The following is a 19,987-nucleotide window of genomic DNA, read 5'->3' on the forward strand; positions in this document are numbered from 1 at the left end:
TGACGCTGTGCTTGTTCATCCCCCTCTCCCTGGCCCTCGCCCGCGAGGGGAGAGGGAGGAAGAAGGAGGCAGAGGGCGTGGGCGTTAAGCACGGTTTTCGATGGGCACAAACACCAGGTCTTCCGGCCCCGTGTAGTTCGCACTCGGCCGGATGATCTTATTGTCCTGCCGCTGCTCGATGATGTGAGCCGCCCAGCCGCTGGTGCGGGCAATCACAAACAAGGGCGTGAACATGGCGGTGGGCACCCCCATCATGTGGTAGCTCACGGCGCTGAACCAGTCGAGGTTGGGGAACATCTTTTTCACCTCCCACATCACGGTCTCCAGCCGCTCGGCAATGTCGAACATCTTGGTGTTGCCAGCGTCTTGCGAGAGGCTGCGCGCCACGCCCTTGATGACCACGTTGCGCGGGTCGCTCACGGTGTAGACCGGATGGCCAAACCCAATCACGACCTCCTTGGCCTCCACGCGGCGGCGGATGTCGGCCTCGGCCTCATCGGGCGAGTCATAGCGCTTCTGAATTTCAAACGCTACTTCATTTGCACCACCATGCTTGGGCCCGCGCAGCGCGCCGATGGCGCCGGTGATAGCCGAATACACGTCGCTGCCCGTGCCGGCCACCACGCGGGCGGTGAAGGTGCTGGCGTTGAACTCGTGCTCGGCATACAGGTTGAGCGAGGTGTGCATGGCGCGCTCCCAGGCCGCACTGGGTGGAGTGCCGTGCAGCAGGTGCAAGAAGTGTGCGCCGATGGAGTCGTCATCGGTCTCCACCTCAATGCGGCGGCCCGAACTGGCCCAGTGGTGCCAGTACAGCAGCATGGAGCCCAGTGATGCCATGAGCCGGTCGGCAATGTCGCGCGCACCGGGCAGGTTGTGGTCGTCCTTTTCAGGCAGTGCGCAGCCCAGGGCGGAGACGCCCGTGCGCATCACGTCCATAGGGTGACTGGCGGCGGGCAGTTGCTCCAGCGCCTGCTTCACACTCATCGGCAGGCCGCGCAGGGCCTTGAGCTTGGACTTGTAGGCGCGCAGCTCGGCGCGCGTGGGCAGCTTGCCGTGCACCAGCAGGTGGGCGATTTCTTCAAACTCGCAGACCTCGGCAATGTCGAGGATGTCATAGCCCCGGTAGTGCAGGTCGTTGCCCGTGCGGCCTACGGTGCACAGGGCGGTGTTGCCCGCCGTCACGCCCGAGAGCGCGACGGACTTCTTGGGCTTGAAGCCCGGGGTTTCGACGGTGGGAATCATGCGGTCTCCTGGTTTACATATGTTTTGGTGATAGCAGCGGGGCGGCCTTTGCCATCCACCGCCACCATTTCAAAAATCCCCTTCAGCACCTCTTCTGGGGGAGAGCCCAGCGTGGCGGCCAGACCGGTCACGCACACGGTGAGCGAGCTGCGGCCGACGCGGGTGACCCAGGCGCGCAGCGTGAGCACATGGCCCACGGGCACGGGGGCCAGAAAACGCACATCGGTCACGCCCGCCATCACCACATCGCGCTGTGCGGCGCCGCGCGCTGCCAGAAACGCCGCCTTGGCCATGAGCTGCAGGGCGTTGCCGCCAAACAGCGTGCCGTAGTGGTTGGCCAGGGTGGGGAACACGATCTCCGTCAGCTCGACGGTGCCAGTGGGGGTTGTCATGCTTCGCAATTTACGCACAATGGCACCCCTCTGTAAGTCCTAAATTGGTGAATGATTGCGAATGCAAAACCGTCAATTTGCAAATATTGCGAATGATGGTGTAGGTGCTACCAGACGCCACTGAGAAAGATGGAATGAAAAAAACCTTCATGGGCGTGCGCCTGCGCCGCCTGCGCGAAGAGCGCGGCATGACCCAGATTGCGCTGGCGCGGGCGCTGGACCTGTCCGCTAGCTACCTCAACCAGCTGGAGCAGAACCAGCGCCCGCTCACGGTGCCTGTGCTGCTCAAGATCAATGCTGTGTTCGGCGTGGATGTGCAGCGCTTCTCAGACGACGATGAGGCGCGCCTCATCACGGGCCTGCGCGAGGTGTTGGCCGACTTGCCTGCCGGGGTGGGCGGGGAGGGCGCGGGCGATGCCGTGTCCCTGGCCGAGATCCGCGAGCTGGCCGCCGGCATGCCCGCCGTGGCGCGCACGCTGCTGGCGCTGCACCAGCGGCACCGCCAGGCGCTGGAACGGTTGGAGGCGCTGGGCAGCCTGGGTGACGACCGCAGCGGGTTGGCCCCGCTGCCCAGCCACCCGCCTATGGCCTACGAGGAGGTGCGCGATTTCTTCTTTGCGCGCCAGAACCACATTGCCGAGCTGGATGACGCGGCCGAGCGCTGTGCGGCCGAGTGGGGACTGCTGCCCGGGCGTGCCGATGAGGCGCTGGCCCAACGCCTGCTCGTGGCCCACGGGGTGCGCGTGGTGGATGTGGCCGACCTACCAGGGCAGGCGCAGCGCGTATTCCAGGCCGACATGGGGGTGCTGCAACTGGCAACCAGCCTTGAACGGGGGCAGCGCGCGTTTCAGATGGCGACGCAGCTGGCGTTTCTGGAGCAGGGCGCCGAGCTGCAGCGCTTGGCCGACAGCGCCGGGTTGTCCAGCGACCAGGCCCGGGCGCTGGCGCGCATTGGTCTGGCCAACTACTTTGCGGGGGCGCTGGTGTTGCCCTACACAGCCTTTTTGCGGGCGGCCGAAGCGGCGCACTACGACATCGACCGGCTGGGCCACCAGTTTGGCGTGGGTTTCGAAACCGTGTGCCACCGGCTGTCCACCCTGCAGCGGCCCAGCGCGCGGGGCGTGCCGTTCTTCTTCATCCGCGTGGACCGGGCGGGCAACATCAGCAAGCGGCAGTCGGCCACGCACTTTCACTTCAGCAAGATCGGCGGCACCTGCCCGCTGTGGAATGTGTACGAAGCCTTTGCCCAGCCGGGCCGCACCGTGCCGCAGGTGGCGCGCATGCCCGATGGCCGCGCCTACCTGTGGGTGGCCCGCGCGGTGTCGCGCAGCGGGGGCGGATGGGGCGTGCCGGGTAAGGAGTTCTCGGTGGCGCTGGGCTGCGACATCCGGCATGCACCGCAGTTGGTGTATGCCCGCGGGCTCCATCTCGCCAACCCCGAGGCCGCCGTGCCGATTGGCATGGGCTGCAAGGTGTGCGAGCGGGATGCCTGCCCGCAGCGGGCGTTTCCGCCCATTGGGCGCGCACTGGATGTGAATGAGAACCGCAGCCGTTTTGCGCCTTACCCGGTGGCAGAAGTTCTTCCCCGCGGGTAGGCTGGGCGACCAATGAGTCACAAAAAATGCTCATCATTTCATAGCTGATAACGCTTGATGGTGTTGCGCTAGAGGCACTTTTTACTTAAAAGTGTGGCCGTAACCATATGTTGGTGTCACAGCGCCCGGATTCCCGCTATCCTGCGCTTTCCCCCGCGGCCGGCTGTCCGGCTGGCAACCCAAAGGCCGTCCGTCTGTCTCTCCTGACTTCACCTCCCCTCGCAGCTTTGTTGCAAACAGGTCGTTACAGACACTGGGTGTCCGGCTTGGGCGTGGCCGTTTTGGGGCTGTTGCTGAGTTGGGGTTTTGGCCAGCAGCAGGCCGAGTCGGTGGCGCAGATCGAGCAGGCACGGTTTGTTCAGGAGGCCCGGGTGTTTGCAGACACCTTGTCCCAGCGCATTGCCGGCCACACCGAGGTCGTGAACGGCTTGCGCGGCCTCTTCACCGCCAACCCGAAACTGTCGCGCCTGGACTTCGAGCGCGCCGCCAGCGAGGTCGAGGTCGGCCAGCGTTACCCCGGGGTGCGCAACCTGTCGTTCACCCGCTGGGTGCCCGCCACCGAAAAAGCAGCGTTTGAAGCCCGTGTGCGTGCCGACACCTCACTGTCTCCCGAAGGGTTTCCCGATTTTGCGATCCGCCCGCCCGGCGACCGGCCCGAGTACTTTGTCGCCGAGTACCTGTGGCCCATGAGTGGCAACGAGAGCGTGCTGGGCCTTGATATCAGCGCCCAGCCCACCAACCTCGCGGCCATGCACTACAGCCGTGACAGCGGTCACACGGTGGTGTCGGCACCTTTTGATCTGCTGCAGGAAGACAACCATCGCGCAGGCATCGTCATCCGGGTGCCGGTGTTCGACCCGACGGCGGGCACCCCCGAGCTGCGGTTTTTGGGGGCGGTGGCGTCCACCATCCGGGTGTATGACCTGGTGCAGGGGCTGGGGAGCCAGGGTTTTCTGAACGGTATTACCGTGGCGATGAGCGACCATGGCCCCTTGCGCCTGGGCACGGGCGACACCACGGTGCGGCCCTTGCTGCAGCAAACCGCCGCCGCGCTGCCGGGCACCGAACCCCACGTGCGCGACCTGGTGGTGCACGACCGGCGCTGGCGGCTGACCTTTTATCCCACGCGCTCTTTTCTCTCTCCTTCCGAGGCGCGTTTGCCGCTGCTGGTCGGGCTGGTGGGGGTGCTGGTGTCGTTGTTGTTGGCGTCCATGGTGGGTCTTCTGGTACGCCAGCGCACCCTGGCGCTGGCCCGCGCGCAGGTGTCCGAAGACGCGCGGCACGAAAGTGAAGGGCGGTCTCGCGCGCTGTTCAACCAGGCCACCATGGGCGTGGCGCAGGTCGAGGCACGCACCGGAAAATTCGTGCGGGTCAACCAGCGTTTTGCAGACATCGTGGGCTACACACCCGATGAGTTGCTAGCGCTGAACTTTCAGGCCATCACCCACGCTGACGATCTGAACGGCGACCTGGTACAGGTGGAGCGACTGAAAAAAGGGGAAATGCCCGAGTTCCGCCTGGAAAAACGCTACCTCCACAAGGATGGCCACGCAGTGTGGGTCGACCTCACGGTGTCGCAAATGTGGACGCCGGGTGCCGAGTCGGACTACCACATTGCCGTGGTGCAGGACATCACCTCGCGCAAGCGCATGGAAGAGAACCTGCGCGCCAGCGAGCAGCGCCTGCGCAGCATTCTGGAGCGCCTGCCGGTAGGCCTTTGCCTGGTGCAGGACGATGGCCGCATTGGTTTTCGCAACGAGCGGTATGTCCAGATCTGCGGCTACACCGAAGACGACGTCCCGGACATTGACACCTGGTGGTCGCGTGCTTACCCGGACGCCCTGGAACGGGGGGCGATTCGGGAAAAACTGCGCAACAGTCGGCACGAGGGGGTGATCGCCGCCGCCGAATACAACATCGTGTGTGCTGACGGGGTGCGAAAACCGGTCGAGATCTCCGGGATTTTTGTCGAAGGCGGGCGCCTGATCACCATGCAGGACCTGAGTCAGCGCAAGGCCGCTGAAGAAGAAATCAATTCGCTGGCCTATTACGACCCGCTCACCCGCCTGCCCAACCGGCGCCTGCTGATGGACCGCCTGCAGCACGCACTGGCCACCAGCGCGCGCCACCACCGCAGCGGCGCCTTGCTGATGCTGGACCTGGACAACTTCAAGACCCTGAACGAAACCCGCGGGCACGACCGGGGCGACATGCTGCTGCAGCACGTGGCGCACCGCCTGCGCAGTTGTGTGCACGAGGACGACACCGTCGCCCGCCAGGGTGGCGACGAATTTGTGGTGGTGCTGGAAGACCTGGGCGACAGCCCCGAGGACGCCGCCGCCCGCAGCGAAGAGGTGGGCCAGCGCATTCTGTCCGTGCTGCGCGAACCGTATGAGCTGGACGGTGGCGAACACCACAGCTCCATCAGCATGGGCATCACCATCTTCAGCGACATGCGCGAGACGGTGGACGAACTGCTCAAACGCGCCGACCTGGCGCTGTACCAGGCCAAGGATGCCGGGCGCGACACCCTGCGCTTTTACGACCCCCAGATGCAGGCCGCCGTCACTGCCCGCGCCGCGCTGGAGCTGGACATGCGCGTGGGCCTGGCCCAAGGCCAGTTCGAGCTGTACTACCAGCCCCAGATCGACCACGGCCGCATCACCGGGGCCGAGGCGCTGCTGCGCTGGCGCCATCCGCGCGATGGGTTCATTTCGCCCGCGCACTTCATTCCGCTGGCAGAAGACACCGGGCTCATCCTGCCCTTGGGCGAATGGGTGCTGCAGGCGGCCTGCAAACGCCTGGCCGTCTGGGCGCGCCAGCCAGACTTTGCCGGGCTGAGCCTGGCGGTCAACGTCAGCCCGCGCCAGTTTCACCAGGTCGGTTTTGTGGCGCAGGTGCTGGCGTCGCTGGCCGGGTCGGGCGCCGACGGGCATCGGCTCAAGCTGGAGATGACCGAGAGCCTGCTGCTGCAGGACGTGGAAGACACCATCGAGAAAATGGGCCTGCTCAAGGGCTACGGCGTGGGGTTCTCGCTGGACGACTTTGGCACCGGTTACTCGTCGCTGTCCTACCTCAAGCGCCTGCCGCTGGACCAGCTCAAGATCGACCAGAGTTTTGTGCGCGACGTGTTGACCGACCCCAACGACGCCGCCATTGCACGCACCGTGGTGGCCTTGGGCACCAGCCTGGGCCTGCGCGTGATTGCCGAGGGCGTGGAGACCGAAGCCCAGCGCGACTTTCTGGCCCGCCACAACTGCCATGCATGGCAAGGCTATTTGCTGAGCCCGCCCGTGCCGGTGGCGGACTTTGAAGCGCTGGTGCGGCAAACCAATGGTGCACTGGATAGCGCGCTGGATGGCCCTCCGACCGGTTCGGAGACGGGTCCGGGCGCATGATGCTCCCTCGCCGTCACTGACCCGCCCACAGCACGGCGTTCCCTGAACGGTCCGCATCGGAACGCTTCCTTCCCATGTTCTTCAAAAAACGTCCTCGTCCCGGTACGCCAGCATCCATCTCCGCATCACCGTCGGGATCCGCGTCGCCCGATGGCTTTGATGCCCAGAGCGAGCGCTCGGCCCTGGCCGAAATGCTGCTCAAGCGATCTGCCAAGCTGGTGCTGGGGCGCGGCGAGCTGGAGATCATTCGCGGCGTGTGCCAGGCCATTGCCGACATCACGCCCCACATTCGCCTGGCCTGGACCTGGTTCGGGCCGTCGGACACCCAGACCATTCGCCCCCAGGTGTTTGCGGGCCCTGCGCTGGAATATGCCGAATCCTTGTGCATAGAGCGCAACCTGATCACCCAGGTGGGCCCCGCCTTTTCGATCCTGGATGGCAAACCCGCCGAGGCTTTCACGGTGTCGCAGTTTTCGCTGTTCGGCCCCTGGCGGCAGGCGGCGCGGCAACACGGCATCCGCCATGTGCTGGCCTTGCCCATCACGTCGGCCTTCAATGGCTACAGCGGCATCTTTGTGCTGTATGCCGACCGCGAAGGCTACTTCAATGACGTGGGGATTGGCCTGTTTGCTGGGTTGGGTGAGCTGTTTGGATCACTCATGACAGTGGCGGCCGAGCGCGAGGAACTGCAGCGCGCGGCCTACCACGACGCGCTGACGGGCCTGCTCAACCGCCACGCCCTGGACCTGATCGACCGCCGCGTGTACCGGGCGTCGTTGTTCGAGCCCGTGTCGTCCATCCTGATGCTCGATCTGGACCGTTTCAAAAGCATCAACGACCGGTTTGGCCACGACATGGGCGACAAAGCCCTGCAGGCGGTCGCCCGCGTGCTGCAAAACACCCTGCGCCGTGGCGACGAAATCATTCGCTGGGGTGGCGAGGAGTTTCTGGTCTGCCTGCCCCAAACGCCGCTGGCCGACGCGCTCACCGTGGCTGAAAAGCTGCGCAAAAGCGTGGAGGGCGTCACCGACCCCGAACCGCTCACCGTGTCCATCGGCGCCTGCGAGATTGCGCCCCTCCAACACCTGGCCCAGGCCGTGGCCCGTGCGGACCAGGCGCTGTTCCAGGCCAAATCCGGTGGGCGTAACCAGGTGTGTGTGCTGCCATAGGTGCCATAGGGGCGACAGGGTTGCTCACGTGGTCGATTCATCAAAAATCATAGCTGCGAGCGCTTGATGGATAAGCGCTAGAGCCTGTTTTTACTAAAAACTGCTGGCCACACGCCTCGGTTTGCCGCCGCGCCCCGCTGGTCAGCCGGTGCAAGAGGGCGGCGCGGTATCATTCCGCCCTCGCAGCCGCTGGTGCGTTCTCTGCCCGAAACGCCCGTCCAGCGCCCCTGCATTCTGCTTTTGCCCACTCCTTTAGCCCAGCCCCTGACCCGTGCGTCTTACCTCGATCAAGCTTTCCGGATTCAAGTCGTTCGCTGAGCCCACCAACTTCATGCTGCCCGGGCAACTGGTCGGCGTGGTGGGCCCCAACGGCTGCGGCAAGTCCAACATCATGGATGCGGTGCGCTGGGTGCTGGGCGAGAGCAAGGCCAGCGAGCTGCGCGGCGAGTCCATGCAGGACGTGATCTTCAGCGGCACCACCACGCGCAAGCAGGCCAGCCGCGCCAGTGTGGAGCTGGTGTTCGACAACTCCGACCACCGCGCCGGTGGCCAGTGGGGCCAGTACGGCGAAGTGGCGGTGCGCCGCGTGCTCACGCGCGACGGCACCAGCAGTTATTACCTGAACAACCAGCCTGTGCGCCGCCGCGACGTGCAGGACGTGTTCCTGGGCACGGGCCTCGGGCCCCGCGCCTACGCCATCATCGGCCAGGGCACCATCAGCCGCATCATCGAAAGCCGCCCCGAGGAGCTGCGCCTGTTCCTCGAAGAGGCGGCCGGTGTCTCCAAATACAAAGAGCGCCGCCGCGAGACGGAAAACCGCTTGTCGGACACGCGCGAGAACCTCACGCGGGTCGAAGACATCCTGCGCGAGCTGAATGCCAACCTCGAAAAGCTCGAAAAGCAGGCCGAGGTGGCCGCCAAATACAACACGCTGCAGGCCGACGCCACGCTCAAGCAGCACCAGCAATGGTTTCTGAAACGCGCCGAGGCCGAAGAGCAGCAAACCAAGGTGCGCATGGAAGGCCTGCAGGCCGTCAACGACCTGGAATCCCGCATGGCCGACCTGCGTGCGGTGGAATCCGATTTAGAAACCATCCGCCAAGCCCACTACGCGGCGGGTGACCAGGTCAACCAGGCCCAGGGCAAGCTCTACGAAGCCACGGCAGAGGTCGGCAAGCTCGAAGCCGAGATCCGCTATGTGATCGAAGGACGCCAGCGCGTGGAGCAGCGCCTGGTCACGCTGGCCGAACAGATCGCCCAGTGGCAGGCCCGCAAGGAAGAGGCCGACATTGAGTTGGAAAACCTTGCCGGTGCCGGTGTAGACGCCGAAGAGCGCGCCGAAATGCTGGCAGCCCAGGTCGAAGAGCAGGCCATGCAGCTGCCCGACCTGGAAGACGCCTTGCGCCAGGCGCAAAGCCGCACGTCCGAGCAGCGCAGCGCCGTGGTGCAGGTGCAGCAACAGATTGGCGTGCTGGCGGCCGAGCAGCGCAGCATCGACGAACAAAGCCGCCAGCTGGACAGCCGCTTCGAGCGCCTGCGCACCGACCGCAATGCACTGGCCGCGCCCGACGAAACGCGGCTGGACAACCTGCGCGAGCAATTGGCCGAAGCACAAGAAATCGCCGAGACCACCGAAGCCCGCCTGCACGAGCTGCAGGAGTCCGTACCCCAGCTCGACGACGACCGCCGCACCCGCCAGCAGGCCGTGAACACCGAAAGCGCGCGCCAGGCCGACCTGTCGGCACGCATGGAAGCCTTGAAGGCGCTGCAGGAAAAGGTCAAGACGGACGGCAAGTTGCGCCCTTGGCTCGCCAAACATGGCCTGGACGGCCTGCAAGGCCTGTGGAGCCGCATCCACATCGAACCTGGCTGGGAAAACGCGCTAGAAGCCGCACTGCGCGAGCGGCTGGCCGCGCTGGAAGTAGGGCGCCTGGACATGGTGCGCGGCTTCCTCGGCTCCGGCGGCAACGACGCACCGCCCGCGCGCCTGGCCTTCTACAGCGCCCCCGCTGCAGGCCACCCCGAAACCCCGTCACGCCACGCCCGCCTGTCCGACCTGCTGCGCCTGAACGACGCCGGCCTGCGCGCAGTGATGGTCGACTGGCTGCAGGGCTGCACCACCGCCCCCACGCTGGACGAAGCCCTGGCCCGCCGCAGCACGCTACAACCCGGCGAGATGGTATTTGTGCCCTCGGGCCATGCCGTCAGCGCCCACAGCGTGAGCTTTTACGCGCAGGACTCTGAGCAGTCCGGCATGCTGGCGCGCGCTCAGGAGATCGAGCACCTTGAAAAAGAGCTGCGCGCCCAAGCCCTGATCGCCGAAGAATCCCGCAGCGCCCTGGTCCGCGCCGAGAGCGCCTACGCCGACGCCTCGCAACGCCTGGTGGCGGCCCGCCGCGAAGCGACCGAAACCCAGAGCCGCGCCCATGAACTGCAGGTCGAAACCCTGCGCCTGACCCAACTGGCCGAGCAGACCCGCGCCCGCAGTGCGCAGATCGATGGCGACCTGGCCGAGGTCGAGGCCCAATTGGCCGACCTGCAAGAACGCCGGGTGTCCGCCGAAGCACGCTTTGAAGAACTGGACATGCAACTGGCCGACAGCCAGGAGCGCGAGGCCCAGCTGGGCGACAAGGTGATCGAGGCCGAACGCAAGCTCACCGCCTGCCGCGAACAGCAGCGCACGCTGGAGCGCCAGGCGCAAGAGGCCACGTTCTCGCAGCGCAGTGTGGAGGCGCGCCGCGGCGAGCTGTCCCGCTCCATCGAAACCGCCACGCAGCAAGCTACGGCCCTGGCCGACGAGCAGCAGCGCGCCCGCGACGAACTCGCCCGCCTGTCCGACGCCGCCGCGCAAGGCGGCCTGCAGCAGGCGCTGGATGTAAAGATGGAGCGCGAAAAGGCGCTCGGCGCCCAGCGCAGCGAATACGACGACCTGACCACCAAACTGCGCGCCAGCGACGAGCGCCGCATGCAGCTCGAACGGGCGCTGGACCCGCTGCGTGCGCGCATCACCGAATTCCAGCTCAAGGAACAGGCCGCGCGCCTGGGCCTGGAGCAATACACCACGCTGCTGACCAACGCCCAGGCTGATCTGGAGGCCGTCGCCCAGTCGATCACCGATGGCAACGTGCGCGTGACCGGTCTGCAAGCCGAGATCGACCGCCTCCACCGCGAAATCGCTGCACTGGGCGCCGTCAACCTGGCCGCGCTGGACGAGCTGAAGCTGGCCAGCGAACGCAAGATATTCCTCGACGCGCAAACCGCCGACTTGACCGAGGCGATGAACACGCTGGAAGACGCGATCCGCAAGATCGACGGCGAAACGCGCCAACTGCTCTCAGGCACGTTTGACACCGTCAACGGGCATTTTGGGCGCATGTTCCCCGAGCTGTTTGGCGGCGGGCAGGCCAAGCTCATCATCACCGGCGACGAAATCCTCGACTCCGGCGTGCAGGTGATGGCCCAGCCGCCCGGCAAGAAAAACCAGACCATCCACCTGCTGTCGGGTGGCGAGAAAGCGCTCACGGCGATTGCGCTGGTGTTCGCCATCTTCCAACTCAACCCCGCGCCCTTCTGTCTGCTCGATGAGGTGGACGCGCCGCTGGACGACGCCAACACCGAACGCTATGCCAAGCTGGTGTCCAGCATGAGCAAGAGCACGCAGTTCCTGTTCATCAGCCACAACAAGATCGCCATGGAAATGGCCGAGCAATTGATTGGCGTGACGATGCAGGAGCAGGGCGTGTCGCGCATCGTGGCTGTCGATATGGAATCCGCTTTGTCCATGGCGGACGCTTGAACCAAACCACTCAACCATGAGCACATTGCAACTGAGTCTGGCCATCATCGGTGGCCTGGTGCTGGCCTTCATCGTGGCCTACAACACCTGGACCTCGCGCCGCAACGCGCCCAAACGTGCTTTGCCGCCGGACCCCGAACACCCGGCCGAGCCCACCGTTCGGCTGGACCCCGGGTTCGACGCTGCCGCCACGCCGGTGCCTGCGGGCGACTACCACGGCCTGGACCGGGGCCCGGGCCCGTTGGAGCACACGGTGGATGTGGACGATGCCTTGCAAATGCCCGTGCCCGCGTTTTCGCTGGAGCGCCGCCCCGGGCTGGACTCCTTGATCGACGTCATTGCACCCCTGCAGCCCGAAAACGTGGTGTCGGGCGACGCCGCCCTGGCCGCGCTGCCGCCCACGCGCCGCGCAGGCAGCAAGCCCTTTGCGGTCGAAGGCCTGAACGAATCCACCCAGCAATGGGAGACCCCTGCGCCCGGCCAGCGCTACCAGAGCTTTCAGGCCGGTGTGCAGCTGGCCAACCGCATGGGCGCGCTCAACGAGATCGAGTTCTCTGAATTTGTCGTCAAGGCCCAGGCGTTTGCCGACGCCATCAACGCCGCCCCCGACTTCCCGGACATGCTGCAGGAAGTGGCCCGCGCGCGTGAGCTGGACCAGTTCGCCAGCGACCACGATGCCCAACTGGCCTTCATGCTGCGCGCCCGCCAGGCCGCCTGGAGCCCGGGTTACGTGCAGCAAAATGCTGCCCGCCTGGGTTTTGTGCACGGCGCCATGCCGGGCCGCCTGGTGCTGCCAGCAAATGCGCAAGGCTTGCCGCCTTTGCTGACGCTGGGCTACGACACCCAGGCTGCCCTGGCCGAAGACCCCGACCAGTCCGCCATCCGCGACATCACCCTGAGCCTGGACGTGGCCCAGGTCCACCGCACCGAGCAGCCTTTTGCACGCCTGCGTGAAGCCGCTGCGGTGTTGTGCGAAGCCATGGACGGCGTGTTGTGCGACCAGAACGGCACCCCGCTGCCCGCCATGGCCATGGACCCGATTGCCACCGACTTGGAACTGCTGTACGACCAATTGGATGGACGCGATCTGTCGGCGGGGTCGGTCCTGGCGCGGCGGTTGTTCAGTTGAGCGCGCACCCTCACAAGGCGGACGCAAATTGAACTGGCGTGCATTCTTTCTTCCACCGCTGGTCGAGCGCGACCAGGGGCTGTACCGACCGGGGCTGCAGGCGCTGGAGCTGTTCAAGACCGCAGTGCTGGTGGCAGCCGGTGTCGGGGTGGTGGTTTTCGGGCAGATGCACGCGATGGGCGCGGTCTATCTGGGGCTGGCAGGCTTCCTGGGCTGGCGCCAATGGGCGGAGCGGCGCAAGTTTGGGCCCGCGGGCCGTCCGCTGGTGCGCATCCACGACGGCACCGCGTTCTTCTCGCTGTCGTCCCGGTTGGTGCCCCGGCAGCAAGAGGTTGCGTTGCGTGAGGTCAAGGCGCTGACCCTGCATGGCGACTTCATTCGCCGCAAGTTTGTGTTTGAGCGGCGCCATGGCGACGCGATCCGCTTCACCACGTCGTATGGTCGGCACGACGAGCGGGTTGTAGCGTTTGTGCGCCAGCACATGCCTTCACGCATCCGCCTTGAGGTCAAAGAGGCGCCCGCCTTGGCCGGTCAGATTCCCGGTGATGAGCACTGAAACCGTTGGGCAGACTCCAGAAAGACCGCAACGGCCATGTCCGATAATTTAGACCTTTTTTCGCCCCAAGCGCAGACTGGTAAAGCGCTGATAGCTACAAAAATAGAAGCGCTGAGCAGCCAGCTCAATCAGTGGGCACACCAGTACTACGTGCTGGACGAACCCACCGTGCCCGACGCGGAATACGACAAGGTCTTTCGCGAGCTGCAGGCGCTGGAGGCCGCGCATCCCGATCTCGTCACCCCGGATTCGCCCACGCAGCGCGTGATTGGTGCGGTGATGGAGGGACTGGCTTCCGTGCGCCACGCCGTGCCCATGCTCAGCATCCACACCGAAACCGACACCGAGGCCACGGGCGCGCAGGCGTTTGATGCCCGCGTGCGGCGCGAGCTGGGCCTGTCCGAATCGGACGCCGCCATCGAATACGTGGCCGAGCCCAAGTTTGACGGCCTGGCCATGAGCCTGCGCTACCAAAACGGTCGCTTGGTGCAGGCCGCCACACGGGGTGATGGCGAGGTGGGTGAAGACGTGACGCACAACATCCGCACCATCCGGCAGATTCCTTTGACGTTGCCCAGAGATGTACCGACCTTATTGGAGGTGCGCGGCGAGGTCTACATGCGCCGCGCCGATTTCGACGCGCTCAACGAGCGCCAGCGGGAGCTGGGCGGCAAGACCTTTGTGAACCCGCGCAACGCCGCTGCAGGTGCGGTGCGCCAGCTGGACTCCAACATTACCCTCCAGCGGCCCTTGAGCTTTTTTGCCTATGGCCTGGGCGCTGTGACGGCGCCTGCAGAAGGCGGGCCGGTGTTTCGCACCCACTACGAGATGCTGCTGACCCTGAAATCATGGGGTTTTCCGGTCGCAGCGCAGGTACAGCTTGCGACAGGCGCTACGGAATTGGTAGCGTTTCACCAACAGGTGGGCGCCAGCCGCGATGCGCTGCCGTACGACATCGACGGCGTGGTCTACAAGGTCAATGCGCTGCAGCTGCAGCGCGACCTGGGCTTCAAGACCCGCGAGCCGCGCTGGGCCGTGGCGCACAAGTACCCCGCGCAAGAGATGATCACCAAGGTCGAGGGCATCGACGTGCAGGTGGGGCGTACAGGCAAGATCACCCCCGTGGCGCGGCTGGCGCCTGTATTTGTGGGGGGCGTCACCGTTACCAATGCCACGCTGCACAACCTGTTCGAGATTCGCAAAAAAGGTGTGCGCGTGGGCGACCAGGTGATCGTGCGCCGTGCGGGCGACGTAATTCCCGAAGTGGTGGGCGTCATGCCTCCACTCACCGATGCTACGGAAGTCATTTCTGTCGATGGGGTGCCCATCAAACAGCGCCACGGAAATCCTCCTCGGGAGGTATATGTCCCGAACTTCCGTATGCCGAATAAATGTCCCATCTGCGGCAGCGACGTGGTGCGCGAAAAAGGCGAGGCCAACCACCGCTGCACCGGCGGCCTGTTCTGCGCCGCGCAGCGCAAAGAAGCCATCCTGCACTTTGCCGCCCGCCGCGCCATAGACATTGAGGGCCTGGGCGACAAGCTGGTCGACCAAGTAGTGGACGCCAACGTGATCCGCACGCTGCCCGACCTGTACCGCCTGGGCCTCACCTCCCTCATCGCACTGGAGCGCATGGCCGAAAAATCGGCCCAGAACGTGCTGGCCGCACTCGAAAAATCCAAGCAGACCACCTTGCCGCGCTTCCTGTTTGGTCTGGGGCTGCGCCATGTGGGCGAGGCCACGGCCAAGGACCTTGCCAAACACTTTGGCACGCTGGACGCCATCATGGATGCCAGCGTGGAGCAGTTGCTGGAGGTGAACGACGTGGGCCCCGTGGTGGCCCAAAGCCTGCACACTTTCTTTCAGCAGCCGCACAACCGCGAAGTGGTCGAGCAACTGCGTGCCTGTGGCGTGACCTGGCCCGAAGGCCCTGTGGCCGAACGAGCCCCGCAGATCCTGGCGGGCAAAACCGTGGTGCTGACCGGCACTCTACCCACCCTGAGCCGCGACGCGGCCAAGGACATGCTCGAAGCCGCTGGAGCCAAGGTGGCCGGGTCGGTCAGCAAAAAAACCAGCTATGTGGTCGCTGGCGAAGAAGCCGGCAGCAAGCTGGCCAAGGCCGAGGAGCTGGGCGTGCCGGTGCTGGACGAGGCGGGCATGCTGGCGCTGCTGGCTGGGCCCATTGGCTGACCGGGCACCGCCCAAACCCTAGTTGATCTCTTTGATGCGCACCTTTTTCATTTCTCTCTGGGCCCGCTTGACGGCCCTGTTCCACCGCGTTGCGGGCTGGTTTGCCTGGATGCCGCGGCCGGTGCGGCTGGGTCTTTTCTGGACGATGGTGGCGGTGCCCACGGCGGTGCTGCTGTACGCACTGGCGCTGGTGCCTCTGACCCCCAGCGTCAGCGACATCCGCAAGGCCAAAAGCGAGCTGCCCGCGCAGCTCATGTCGATGGATGGCAAGTTGCTGGCCGAATACCGCTGGGCCAACCGTGAGTGGGTGGAGCTGAGCCAGGTGTCGCCCAACGTGATCGACGCCCTCATCGCCACCGAAGACCACCGTTTTTACGACCACTGGGGCATGGACTGGCGGCGCACCGCCTCGTCGGTCGTGCACACGCTGCGGGGGGCGCCACAGGGCGGCTCTACCATCACGCAGCAACTGGCGCGCAACCTGTTTCCTGAAGAGATCGGCCGCTCGCGCACCATCTCGCGCAAGCTCAAAGAGGCGGTTACAGCGCTCAAGATCGAGGCGTCGTACTCCAAGGACGAGATCCTGGAGACCTACCTCAACACGGTGCCTTTTTTGTACAACGCCTACGGCATCGAGATGGCCGCGCGCACGTATTTCGACAAGTCGGCCGACAAGCTCAATGTGCTGGAAAGCGCCACGCTGATTGGCATGCTCAAGGGCACGGCCTACTACAACCCGGTGCTCAACCCCGAGCGCGCACAGGGGCGGCGCAACACCGTGTTGTCGCAAATGGTCAAGCGCGGCAAGCTCGATTCCAAAGAGTTTGATGCCCTGAAAGTGCGCCCCCTGGGCGTCAACTTTGAGCGCCAGACCGAGGTAATGGGCCCTGCGCCGCACTTTGCAATGCAACTGCGCAAGCAGCTGATCGACTGGGCCGACAGCCGCGGCTACAACCTGTATTCAGATGGTTTGGTGGTCCGCACGACCATCGATTCGCGCCTGCAAGCCATTGCCAACCGGGCCGTGGAGCGGCAAGGGCTGCAACTGCAGGGCGTGGCTGACAAAGCCTGGTCGCAGCGCAATGGCTGGGGGCCCGACAACGAACTGGTGCAAACGCTGGTGCGCGAGAGCCCCGAGTTTCGTGCGGCGGTGGACAAAGGCGAAGACCCCGAGGCAACGTTAAAAACCTTGCTGGCCAACGAACCCTGGCTGCAAAAGCTGCGCGCTGAAAAAACGCGGGTGCAGGCGGGCTTTCTGGCGCAAGACCCGGTCACAGGCCACGTGCTGGCGTGGGTGGGCAGTCGGGACTTTGCCCAAGACCCGTTTGACCATGTGCAGGCGGCACGCCGCCAGCCGGGGTCGACCTTCAAGCCCTTTGTGTACGGGGCCGCATTTGCGCAGGGCGCCTTGCCCACCGACACGCTAATGGACTCGGCTGTGGAGATTCCGCTGGGTGGCGGTCGCGTCTGGCGCCCCACCGACGGCGGTCCGCCCAGCGACGAACCCATGACGCTGGCCGATGGCTTGGCACTGTCCAAAAACACCATCACCGCGCAGGTGATGCAGCAGGTGGGCCCGGCCCGCGTGGCCGAAGTGGCGCGTGCGCTGGGCGTGCGCCAGTCCAAGCTCGAAGAAGTGCCCTCGCTGGCGCTGGGCACCAGCCCGGTCACGCTCAAGGAGATGATTTCGGCCTACAGCAGCATCGCCACCCTGGGGCGCTACATCGAACCCGTGCTCATCCTCAGCATTGAGGACCGCCACGGCAAGGTGCTGGAGACCTTTGCGCAACCCACGCCCGAGGTGGTGTTTGACCCCCGCGCGGCGCAAACCCTGCGCAACACGATGCGCGGCGCGGTCGACAAGGGCACCGCCACTGCCATCCGCAGCCGCTACGGCGTGCAGGCGGACGTGGCGGGCAAAACCGGCACCACGCAGGACAACACCGATGGCTGGTTCATCCTGATGTACACCCGTGTGGTGGTGGGCGCCTGGGCGGGTTTCAACGATGGCCGCATCACGCTGCGCAGCGACTACTGGGGGCAGGGCGCGCGCAGCGCGTTGCCCATGGTGGGCGAGTTCATGCAGCAGGCGATTCGCACCAAGGTGATTGATGGCAACGACCGGTTTGTGGATGAGTTCGCCCCGGTCATGCCGCCGCCGCCGCCCGATGCGCCGCTGGAAAACATGCGCGACTGGATCCGTGGGCTGTTTGGCGGTGGAGGCACCCCCCGGCCACCGGGCCCCAATGGCCTGCCGCCCGTCACCACCGACCCCGGCTATCCGTCTGGCCCGCCGGTGCCTGCAGAGGAGCGTGTGGGCGGGTGACTGGCTGACTGGCTGACTGGCTGAGTCTTCAATCAGTCAGTGTTTGGGCTGTCTTGCTGGCTGATGCGGTTACTCGATGTCCACAAAATGCGTGCCAAACACACCGGTCTTGCGGTCGGCAAAGTAGTGCTCCAGCGTTTCTTTGACGGTGCGAAACGCAATCTCGTCCCACGGCACTTCGTCTTCGGCAAATAGCCGCGCCTCAATGGTTTCGTAGCCCGGGTTGAACTGGTCGCTGAGCAGATTGGCGCGGTAGAACAGGTGGACCTGGCCGACCCGCCGCACATTCAGCAGGCTGAACAACGGCCCCATTTCGATCTGGGCACCGGCTTCTTCATCCGTCTCGCGCGCGGCGCCCTGGGCCGTGGTTTCGTCCAGCTCCATAAAACCTGCGGGCAAGGTCCATTTGCCCCAGCGGGGTTCGATGTTGCGTTTGCACAGCAGCACGCGGCCATCGGGCATGGCAGGCACCGTGCCCACCACGTTGAGCGGGTTCTCGTAGTGCACCGTGTTGCAGCTGGGGCAGACAGCGCGCAACTTGGTGTCGCCGTCGTCTGGCAGGCGGTAAACCACGGCGGTGCCACAGGCGCGGCAATGTTTGATGGGGCTGCGGTACGTCATGCAGTTTTATGAGTCAAATTGGCCTCTAGCGCTTATTGCATAAGCGCTAGTAGCTATAAAAAGCGTAGTATTTTGGCGAGACGCATCCGGGTGAGTAGGTGTCCGCGGCTCGCTCGCCCCGTCACACCACCGTCAACCGCAGCGTGCCCAGGCCCGCCACGCCACCTTCCAGCACGTCGCCCCGTTTCACCGAATCCACGCCTTCGGGTGTGCCGGTGTAGATCAGGTCGCCGGGTTGCAGCTCCCACGCGGCGGACAGGTGCTCGATGGTTTCGGCAAGGTTCCAGATCAGGTTGGACACATTGCTGCGCTGCCGGTCTGCGCCGTTCACTTTGAGCCAGATGGCGGCGTTGGCAACATCGCCTGCGTGGGTGATCTGCGTGATGGGAGAGATGGGTGCGCTGGCGTCAAACCCCTTGCCGATGCACCAGGGGCGGCCCTGGCGCTTCATATCGGCCTGCAGGTCGCGGCGCGTCATGTCCAGCCCCACGGCATAGCCGTAAATGTGCGCCAACGCGTCGGCGGCCTTGATGTTTTTGCCGCCCTTGCCAATGGCCACGACCAGTTCGATCTCGTGGTGGAAGTTGGCGGTGAGGCTGGGGTAGGGCAGTTCACCGGTCTGGCCGTCGTTGACCACCACGATGGCGTCGGCGGGCTTCAGGAAGAAAAACGGCGGCTCGCGGCCGGTGAAACCCATCTCCTTGGCGTGTTCTTCGTAGTTGCGGCCCACGCAGTAGATGCGGTGCACAGGAAATTGGTCACCGCAGCCCATCACGGGCACGCTGGCCACGGGTGCCGGAGAAAACACGTAGCTCATGTCAACCTCTCGAATTCTTGAGTTCAATACAAAGGGGAGTCGGGCGGCGCGGGGGCTGGGCTGGTGCGGTGGCAAAAACCCCGGGTCTGCACCCGGCGCCGCCTTGGTGTGGCAGTGTGCCATGGGTGCGCCCACCAAGTTGCGTCCGGTGACAGAAGGGCCCAGGCCTGCCGTTCCAGCGCCCGCCGTTCCGACGGACTGGGGTGACAGGGTGGCGACTATGGGGCGCTACACTCGCGCCCATGGCACAGAGCTTTGATTTCCAAAACACGCCGGGCCACTTGGTGCGCCGCGCCCACCAGCGAACCGTTGCGCTTTTCATGGAAGAAACCGCCGGGTTTGACGTCACCCCGGTGCAGTTCGCCATCCTGCACGAGCTGCTGGCCCAGCCTGGCGAGGACCAGGTCACGCTGGCGTCCCGCGTGGCGTTTGATGCGGCCACCTCGGGTTCAGTCATCGGGCGCCTCGAAAAGCGCGGCTGGATCCGCCGCGAACCCGACACCCGCGACCGCCGCCGCAAGCTGCTGTGGATCACCCCCGAAGGCGAAGTGGCGGCGCTGCAGATGCGTGACGCCGCCCAGCGCGTGCAAGAGCGCTTGACCGCCCCCCTGACCCCGCAGGAAAGTGCCGAGTTGATGGTGCTGCTGTCCAAGGTTGTCTACAACCACCAGGACCCGGCGGGCACCTCCGGCGCGTGATGGGTGGCGCGGCCTGACGGGTCGGCTTGCCAAACCGCCGCATCCATTGCACCGAGAT

Annotated in this window: 13 protein-coding genes; 9 read left to right on the plus strand and 4 right to left on the minus strand. The window is 65.2% G+C overall.

Annotated elements, in window-relative coordinates; all coding sequences use genetic code 11:
* Nucleotides 1–84: 84 nt before the first annotated feature.
* Nucleotides 85–1,242, minus strand: a complete 1,158-nt coding sequence (gene prpC, locus ACK41V_RS12550) for a 2-methylcitrate synthase (protein WP_409782782.1) — start codon at nt 1,240–1,242, stop codon at nt 85–87.
* Nucleotides 1,239–1,634, minus strand: coding sequence for an acyl-CoA thioesterase (locus ACK41V_RS12555; protein WP_409782784.1), 396 nt, complete (start codon nt 1,632–1,634; stop codon nt 1,239–1,241). The genes prpC and ACK41V_RS12555 overlap by 4 nt, the downstream gene beginning before the upstream one ends.
* A 134-nt stretch (nt 1,635–1,768) precedes the next feature.
* Between ACK41V_RS12555 and ACK41V_RS12560 the strand changes: the two genes are divergently transcribed.
* The 8 genes from ACK41V_RS12560 (at nt 1,769) to ACK41V_RS12595 (ending at nt 17,793) form a co-directional block, all read left to right on the plus strand.
* Nucleotides 1,769–3,229, plus strand: a complete 1,461-nt coding sequence (locus tag ACK41V_RS12560; protein ID WP_409782786.1) for a short-chain fatty acyl-CoA regulator family protein — start codon at nt 1,769–1,771, stop codon at nt 3,227–3,229.
* A 257-nt stretch (nt 3,230–3,486) separates the two neighbouring features.
* Nucleotides 3,487–6,627: an EAL domain-containing protein gene (locus tag ACK41V_RS12565; protein ID WP_409782788.1), complete on the plus strand. Its 3,141-nt coding sequence runs from the start codon at nt 3,487–3,489 to the stop codon at nt 6,625–6,627.
* Nucleotides 6,628–6,701: 74 nt separating this feature from the next.
* Nucleotides 6,702–7,796 (plus strand): diguanylate cyclase, encoded by a 1,095-nt coding sequence (locus ACK41V_RS12570; RefSeq protein WP_409782790.1) that lies wholly within the window; start codon nt 6,702–6,704, stop codon nt 7,794–7,796.
* Nucleotides 7,797–8,067: 271 nt separating this feature from the next.
* Complete coding sequence (gene smc / locus ACK41V_RS12575) at nt 8,068–11,592, plus strand: chromosome segregation protein SMC (protein WP_409782792.1); 3,525 nt, start codon at nt 8,068–8,070, stop codon at nt 11,590–11,592.
* 16 nt (nt 11,593–11,608) lie between these two features.
* Nucleotides 11,609–12,721, plus strand: a complete 1,113-nt coding sequence (locus ACK41V_RS12580) for a cell division protein FtsZ (protein WP_409782794.1) — start codon at nt 11,609–11,611, stop codon at nt 12,719–12,721.
* Between the two features lie 28 nt (nt 12,722–12,749).
* On the plus strand, nt 12,750–13,277 hold the full coding sequence (locus ACK41V_RS12585; protein ID WP_409782796.1) for a hypothetical protein: 528 nt from the start codon (nt 12,750–12,752) through the stop codon (nt 13,275–13,277).
* A 36-nt stretch (nt 13,278–13,313) separates the two neighbouring features.
* A complete protein-coding gene (gene ligA, locus ACK41V_RS12590) occupies nt 13,314–15,467 on the plus strand; it encodes an NAD-dependent DNA ligase LigA (RefSeq protein ID WP_409782798.1) in 2,154 nt (717 codons plus the stop codon).
* A 34-nt stretch (nt 15,468–15,501) separates the two neighbouring features.
* A complete protein-coding gene (locus ACK41V_RS12595) occupies nt 15,502–17,793 on the plus strand; it encodes a penicillin-binding protein 1A (protein WP_409782800.1) in 2,292 nt (763 codons plus the stop codon).
* A 69-nt stretch (nt 17,794–17,862) separates the two neighbouring features.
* Here ACK41V_RS12595 and ACK41V_RS12600 read toward each other — a convergent pair whose 3' ends face one another.
* Complete coding sequence (locus tag ACK41V_RS12600; RefSeq protein ID WP_409782802.1) at nt 17,863–18,414, minus strand: NUDIX hydrolase; 552 nt, start codon at nt 18,412–18,414, stop codon at nt 17,863–17,865.
* Between the two features lie 121 nt (nt 18,415–18,535).
* Nucleotides 18,536–19,231, minus strand: a complete 696-nt coding sequence (locus ACK41V_RS12605) for a fumarylacetoacetate hydrolase family protein (RefSeq protein ID WP_409782803.1) — start codon at nt 19,229–19,231, stop codon at nt 18,536–18,538.
* A gap of 242 nt (nt 19,232–19,473) precedes the next feature.
* Between ACK41V_RS12605 and ACK41V_RS12610 the strand changes: the two genes are divergently transcribed.
* Entirely contained in the window at nt 19,474–19,929 is a 456-nt protein-coding gene (locus ACK41V_RS12610) for a MarR family winged helix-turn-helix transcriptional regulator (RefSeq protein ID WP_409782805.1), read from the plus strand.
* The last annotated feature ends 58 nt before the right edge of the window (nt 19,930–19,987 follow it).

The sequence above is a fragment of the Acidovorax sp. genome (genome assembly GCF_046291265.1).
Classification (GTDB): Bacteria; Pseudomonadota; Gammaproteobacteria; order Burkholderiales; family Burkholderiaceae_C; genus Acidovorax.

What these genes read in the sequence shown, in the direction of transcription:
- ACK41V_RS12610 (WP_409782805.1), top strand. Translation starts at nt 19,474, where the DNA reads ATGGCACAGAGCTTTGATTTCCAAAACACGCCGGGCCACTTGGTGCGC.
- ACK41V_RS12560 (WP_409782786.1), top strand. Translation starts at nt 1,769, where the DNA reads ATGAAAAAAACCTTCATGGGCGTGCGCCTGCGCCGCCTGCGCGAAGAG.
- ACK41V_RS12600 (WP_409782802.1), bottom strand. Translation starts at nt 18,414, where the DNA reads ATGACGTACCGCAGCCCCATCAAACATTGCCGCGCCTGTGGCACCGCC.
- ACK41V_RS12595 (WP_409782800.1), top strand. Translation starts at nt 15,502, where the DNA reads ATGCGCACCTTTTTCATTTCTCTCTGGGCCCGCTTGACGGCCCTGTTC.
- ACK41V_RS12605 (WP_409782803.1), bottom strand. Translation starts at nt 19,231, where the DNA reads ATGAGCTACGTGTTTTCTCCGGCACCCGTGGCCAGCGTGCCCGTGATG.
- ligA (WP_409782798.1), top strand. Translation starts at nt 13,314, where the DNA reads ATGTCCGATAATTTAGACCTTTTTTCGCCCCAAGCGCAGACTGGTAAA.
- ACK41V_RS12580 (WP_409782794.1), top strand. Translation starts at nt 11,609, where the DNA reads ATGAGCACATTGCAACTGAGTCTGGCCATCATCGGTGGCCTGGTGCTG.
- ACK41V_RS12570 (WP_409782790.1), top strand. Translation starts at nt 6,702, where the DNA reads ATGTTCTTCAAAAAACGTCCTCGTCCCGGTACGCCAGCATCCATCTCC.
- ACK41V_RS12555 (WP_409782784.1), bottom strand. Translation starts at nt 1,634, where the DNA reads ATGACAACCCCCACTGGCACCGTCGAGCTGACGGAGATCGTGTTCCCC.
- prpC (WP_409782782.1), bottom strand. Translation starts at nt 1,242, where the DNA reads ATGATTCCCACCGTCGAAACCCCGGGCTTCAAGCCCAAGAAGTCCGTC.